We start from the raw sequence: 5,442 nt of genomic DNA on the forward strand, positions 1-5,442 counted from the left end.
ATCATCATCAATCCGAATCGTAATCCGCGTTTTTCCCGCACCAATCGGATCGATAGCACCTCGTTTCCCTTGGCTGAAATCATATTCTACTTCTACAGAATCGTGTTCCACTTCCATGATTTATTCCTCTTCGTACTGTCTTCGTTCTTGACGTGTTGCCGCTCTAGCTGAAATCAACCTAATTTCCCGATCGCGCCAGGTATAGACCACCACCAGCACTCGACCTAGAGCATCTAGCCCAATGGTAATAAATCGCTCTTCATCGAATCGTTCATCTAGTGTTGTGACTGCGAGATCGTCTGAGAACACAGAAACTGCATCGGCAAAATCAATCCCGTGCTTACTGAGGTTCGTTGCTGCTTTATTTTTGTCCCACTGATACGCCATTCATCTATTATATGCACAATCGTACATATAAGTTACATTTCACCAGAAACCCAACAATCCCAGTGTTTGAGGTTCGATCGATCGTCATTGAGGAGCATCTTTGTATCCTGTTGAAATGATCGATTACCTCTCGGCGCGGCTACGCCAACGATTATCTATTTCGAGAAACCCAATGATTTTAGTGTTTGAGGTTCGTTCGCGTAGCGTACCGGAGGTAATCGATCGTCATTGAGGAGCATCTTTGTATGCTGTTAGAATTATCGATCGCGTAGCGTACCGGAGGTAATCGATCTCATCATTGTGCTTAGGATATCATCACAGATAGTCAAGAACATATCGATCGCACTCCCCATTTAGGTTTGGCGAAGTTATAATGCTAAATATCTACAACATCAAGGAACTCCCGAATGGCTTCTATCACCATTGACATTCCAGATGAGCAACTTCACAAATTGCAGCAATTAGCACGAGACAGTCAAATTTCACCAGAAGACTTACTGCGTGTGAATATAGAAGATTGGCTAGCTCGTCCTCAAGATGAGTTTACCCAAGCAGCAGATTATGTTCTCAAGAAGAACGCTGAACTCTATCGTCGGTTAGCATGATTCGTCATCTAACCTTAGCCGAAGTAATCGAGCTACATAGTCAAATCCTCGAACAGGCGGCAGGAAGTAGCGGTATCCGAGACATGGGTGCATTAGAATCTGCGATCGCACAACCACGGATGACTTTTGGTGGTGCCGAACTTTATCCCACAATTATTTAAAAAGCTTCAGCCTTGGGGTTTTCAATTGTGATGAATCATCCATTTGTTGATGGTAATAAACGTGCTGGACACGCAGCAATGGAGACATTTCTGGTGTTAAACAGGGTGGAGATTAAGGCGGTGGTAGATGAGCAAGAACGGGTGATTTTGGCTTTGGCTGCGGGTGAATTAGATTCTCCTAATGGAGACGCTTCGCGAACGGGATGCTTTTACTGACTGGTTACGGACAAGTGTTGCCTCTAGATGACAGTCCATCGTCATTGAGGAGCATTTTTAAACGCTGTTGGAATTATCGATCGCGACTACGCCTCCATCGTCCAATTTTCAACTAGCAGATTGGGTATTCGCTCGAAATCTCGTGCATTTCTCGATAGCAAGATACCTTTGTTTGCTAACACGATCGAGGCAATACGTAAATCCTGAGTACCAACTCTAATTCGCTGCGACTTTAGATCTCGATAGATAGATTGAGATTGTGCTGTAAACTGTAGAACTTCAAATTCAGACAATAATTTCACTGTTTCCGACAGCCATCGATAGGCATTAGCCAGTGCATCTCCATCTTTAGCCTCAGATATTTGTGCCAGCCTACCGCGCACTTGTTCTTCGATATTAATTACGGTAGTCGTCAAAATAATCGACTGTTGTTGCAATCTGTCGATTAATACTGGATGATTCCTACCATAAAGACTCAGATGGTCGGTATCAAAGACATAAAGTGTCATATTTCGTCTTCGCACTCATTGGCGACTTGACGAATATTAACAAGTTTTTCCATCAAATCGTCGAAAGTTGGATCGTTCTCTAAAATACCTGCATATTGCATGGGCGTAAAATTAATTTTAGGTTCGATCGAAATTGTCACGATCTTACCTGTTGACAATTGCGACTCTAATTCGGTTTTGGCATTAGCGATCGCTTCCCCTTCTGTATTCCCATTAACAGCTATCGACGGTATTTCAAGTACAGAAGCAGTAAAACCTCGATCCGAATGACTTTTGACAAAAACTTGATACTGCATTTTTTAACCTCAGCCTCAGTTGTTATCATTATTGCATATTCATCTTGTGAATAGTTCGACCTAGTAGCTCTGTCGGTTGGGTTTTGACATTCACCCCAACAATTTCAGTGTTTGAGGTTCGATCGATCGTCGTTGTGGAGCATCTTTATATCCTGTCGAAATTATCGATCGCCATATCCCGACAAGCAGTAAGTTATAATCGACATACGAGACTCGGATACAACCGTATGACTAGCAGCGAAATTAGCTATACCGAAGCACAGAGTAATTTAGGCGTTCTGCTCGATCGTGTAGCAGACAGCAAAGATATTATCATAGTCAAACGAGACGGCATCGATAAAAACGTCGCTCTCATCGCCGAAACAGATCTCAGCAGCCTCTTAGAAACAGTTTATCTATTTAGATCTCCAGCCAACGCAACTAGATTGCATCGGGCAATCGATCGAGCCAAACAAAGAGATCTCCAAGGCTACGAACATTCGGAGCCAGAGAACCCATCACAATCGATCGCTATATTGTGTGAGGAGTTGGGAATTGTCCGCTAAAAAGAAAGATAAAAATCGCTCGGAAAATTCTCAGCCAGAAATAATCATCGTTCAAAGGCGAATTATTTTTGACGAAGACTTCAGAGAAGATTTGCAATGGTGGTATCGGCAAGATGTTCAAAAAGCTAACAAAATTCTCGATCTGGTAGAATCTGTTTGTATAGATCCCTTCTCAGGAATTGGTAAGCCAGAGCCACTAAAATTCATGGAAGCAAATACATGGTCACGAAGAATAGATTTAGAACATCGACTAATTTATCGAATCAAAGATGAATCTATCCAATTTTTACAAGCCCGTTATCACTATGAAAATTAGAGGCAATCCCAGTGATTGAGTCTCGATCTCTGTTGAGGAGCATCTTTGTATCTTGTTGGAATTATCGATCGTGGTCTCTTCGATCGCTTTACTCGCTAGCGGAGCCTGTCATGAGAGAGAATCGGGTAAAATTAGGAGGCTGTAGTAAATTGCGGTGTAAACTATGACAGAACTGCTTCAACAGGTAATAGCCCAAATCGAACAACTGCCAATCGATCGACAAGATGCGATCGCGGCTCGGTTTCTGGCAGAACTAGAGGAAGAACAACAAGCTGAGAACGTATGGGTTGAAGATATCCGAACGAAAATTGATGCTGCCATTTCAGCCTCAGAGCAAACACCACCGCTCGATGGCGAAACATTCATCAACCAGATTTTAGAGCGGTTTCAACGCGGTCGAGTGTAAGCATGAGTCTCTATGTTATTAACGTTCACTTTACATCATTTATCAATGGGGATAAAAAAGGGTGACATTCTAGCCACCCCCATCTGTTAAATCTTTGGTTCGTTTATTGCAGCTACCAAGTCATAAAACATCATTCTGACGACCTTACCGATCGTCTTAGCGCGGGCGAGTTTGATTGGTTTGTGGGTCTTGTAGTCTAAAAACATCTCATAGATATCTACACCCGTCTGATTTTTAAGCCGCGATTTACCACACTCGATCCGGGTAAATATCCACTGCCACATCGCCGTCCGACACAGCTCTGAGCCTGACTTGTTGGTAGTGGTGGCTGATTTACCCGACTGTTCGCGGGTGGGGGCGATACCGAGCATTTTGGATACCTTTCTCAAGCTGATATGTTTAGCCGTGGGTTTACCGGATACCTTGCCTTTGGTTACCATTACAATCGGCTGGCAATCGGCATCTAAGAAATTTTCAATCGGGTAAATCTGGCTGATTAACATCGCTTGCACCTTTTCGCCTATCCCATACTTTTTCATGACCTTTCGGTATGGATCGAACTGGGAGTCATCGAGTAAGGATCGTAACTCGAATTCGATCCGGCGTTCTTCACCCTGAACCATACACAGTAACTTAGCCTCTAGTCTCATTTCTGGAGTTATCCCCGATCCGATCGAATCTTGCATCTGTCGATCGTATTTCAGGCTCTTGCGAGTGCCAGCCAGCCAGCCCCAAAACAGCGGGGAATTTGTGGCAGTATCGGCGCGTTCGGGAAAAGCGTAGGCTAAATCTTGTTTGAGACGGTTCACCATTGGCGATTGTAACCTGACTAAATGCCCCAGCCGTAAAGCCGTCTCTCGTAATTGTGCGGTGATACGATCCCTGACTAAGACAAACCGTGCCGGGTTGGTGTAATGTTCGGCGCAATAAGCGGCGATCGCGAGTGCATCCGCCGGATCGTCTTTATCTGGCAATCCTAAATTTTTACGGTAACTTCTTAACTGAGTATGACCGATGAGAATTACTTTAACCCCGTGTTCCGACATCTTTCTCACCCACAACCGACTGTAATTAACTCCAGTCGGCTCCAGGGCAATTACATCTGGTTTTAAATCTAGTAATTGCTTTAGTCCATGCGCGCTGGTGTACGCTTCGGCAAAATTCTCACCATCACGATAATAGTCGCCTAAATCTTTAGGCATATTATCGGTATCTAAGCAACAGTAAACTAGCCGACCTTTACAAACGTCAGCACCAATAATCTTCATAATGGTTAATTTTTTTTATTCAGTTTTCCAGGTGCGTTAAGCTGGAGTTACACACACATTTAGACTTATTTACCCAAGTCAAGCTTACGAATCTCCCATACTGGCGTTATTCACTTTTTAAGCATTAGGGTACGATATGGCGATCGCACAAGCTCACGAAATGTTACGGGCGTTAAGCCCCTTTCTCTTTTCGAGCGAGTGCGATCGTTCTGTCGTTGCTAGGAGGTTTGGAAGCTCCCCGCGACACCCCAGTGGGGGTGTTTCGTCGTTTTACGACTCTTCAGGCGGGTTGAAATCGTAGCGGTTTTTTGATATACTTGAGAGTGAATTATTACCGCTGTCAATCAATATTTCTTGCAGTAATTCTGTGACTGTATCAGTGACAAAATTACGCTCTGAATGCTTGATTTTCCGGTTCCCATAGCGATCTGTTCTGACTTCCCCAAGCATGGAGATCGCTATCTCAATATTTTTTCTAATTTGCTTTTTTCGCATACTCCCTCATTTTCTTTTGATTGACTAGTTCATCGAAGTGGGCAAATAGATACGATTGCAATGCGTTCGCACGGGCGGCTAATCCCCCAGCGTAAATAATCGCATCGTCCCCCGTATAATCGGCGGCTAAACTAATATCGATAATTAGTTCGCTTAGTTCGTGTTCAATCCCATCCGTCGCATGACCGAACACTTCACTCGGTACGATCGAGGATTGAATATCAATAGTTCGATGGTC

Annotated in this window: 9 protein-coding genes and 2 pseudogenes; 5 read left to right on the forward strand and 6 right to left on the reverse strand. The window is 43.8% G+C overall.

The genetic code is table 11. From position 1 onward, the window contains the following. Positions 1 to 117, reverse strand: a pseudogene (locus RMO52_RS24770) (CopG family transcriptional regulator); the annotation flags it as partial. Positions 118 to 120: 3 nt separating this feature from the next. Further along, a complete protein-coding gene (locus RMO52_RS15065; RefSeq protein ID WP_309744672.1) occupies positions 121 to 387 on the reverse strand; it encodes a BrnT family toxin in 267 nt (88 codons plus the stop codon). Positions 388 to 794: 407 nt separating this feature from the next. Here RMO52_RS15065 and RMO52_RS15070 point away from each other — a divergent pair, with 407 nt between their 5' ends. Continuing rightward, a complete protein-coding gene (locus RMO52_RS15070; protein ID WP_310415686.1) occupies positions 795 to 992 on the forward strand; it encodes a ribbon-helix-helix protein, CopG family in 198 nt (65 codons plus the stop codon). After that, positions 989 to 1,400: pseudogene (locus tag RMO52_RS24775) on the forward strand (type II toxin-antitoxin system death-on-curing family toxin). The gene RMO52_RS15070 and the pseudogene RMO52_RS24775 overlap by 4 nt, the downstream one beginning before the upstream one ends. A 55-nt stretch (positions 1,401 to 1,455) precedes the next feature. Here the strand turns inward: RMO52_RS24775 and RMO52_RS15085 are convergent. Together RMO52_RS15085 and RMO52_RS15090 are read right to left on the reverse strand one after the other, a co-directional pair. Next, on the reverse strand, positions 1,456 to 1,878 hold the full coding sequence (locus tag RMO52_RS15085) for a type II toxin-antitoxin system VapC family toxin (protein ID WP_310415690.1): 423 nt from the start codon (positions 1,876 to 1,878) through the stop codon (positions 1,456 to 1,458). Next, entirely contained in the window at positions 1,875 to 2,174 is a 300-nt protein-coding gene (locus tag RMO52_RS15090) for a type II toxin-antitoxin system HicB family antitoxin (RefSeq protein WP_309744683.1), read from the reverse strand. The genes RMO52_RS15085 and RMO52_RS15090 overlap by 4 nt, the downstream gene beginning before the upstream one ends. 227 nt (positions 2,175 to 2,401) lie before the next feature. Here RMO52_RS15090 and RMO52_RS15095 point away from each other — a divergent pair, with 227 nt between their 5' ends. From RMO52_RS15095 to RMO52_RS15105, 3 genes are all read left to right on the forward strand, one after another. Beyond that, a complete protein-coding gene (locus tag RMO52_RS15095; protein ID WP_309744685.1) occupies positions 2,402 to 2,719 on the forward strand; it encodes a type II toxin-antitoxin system Phd/YefM family antitoxin in 318 nt (105 codons plus the stop codon). Next, positions 2,709 to 3,035, forward strand: coding sequence for a Txe/YoeB family addiction module toxin (locus RMO52_RS15100; RefSeq protein WP_309744688.1), 327 nt, complete (start codon positions 2,709 to 2,711; stop codon positions 3,033 to 3,035). The genes RMO52_RS15095 and RMO52_RS15100 overlap by 11 nt, the downstream gene beginning before the upstream one ends. 163 nt (positions 3,036 to 3,198) lie before the next feature. Continuing rightward, on the forward strand, positions 3,199 to 3,441 hold the full coding sequence (locus tag RMO52_RS15105) for a hypothetical protein (protein WP_310415693.1): 243 nt from the start codon (positions 3,199 to 3,201) through the stop codon (positions 3,439 to 3,441). A gap of 86 nt (positions 3,442 to 3,527) precedes the next feature. On the opposite strand, the gene RMO52_RS15110 is transcribed toward RMO52_RS15105, so the two are convergent. Further along, positions 3,528 to 4,709 carry a transposase gene (locus RMO52_RS15110; RefSeq protein ID WP_310415696.1) on the reverse strand — a complete coding sequence of 394 codons (1,182 nt, stop codon included), beginning with the start codon at positions 4,707 to 4,709 and terminating at the stop codon, positions 3,528 to 3,530. Positions 4,710 to 5,184: 475 nt separating this feature from the next. Continuing rightward, a partial coding sequence (locus tag RMO52_RS15115; protein WP_310415699.1) for a hypothetical protein occupies positions 5,185 to 5,442 on the reverse strand: 258 nt, incomplete at its 5' end.

The organism is Chamaesiphon sp. OTE_8_metabat_110, assembly GCF_031382685.1.
Classification (GTDB): domain Bacteria; phylum Cyanobacteriota; class Cyanobacteriia; order Cyanobacteriales; family Chamaesiphonaceae; genus Chamaesiphon.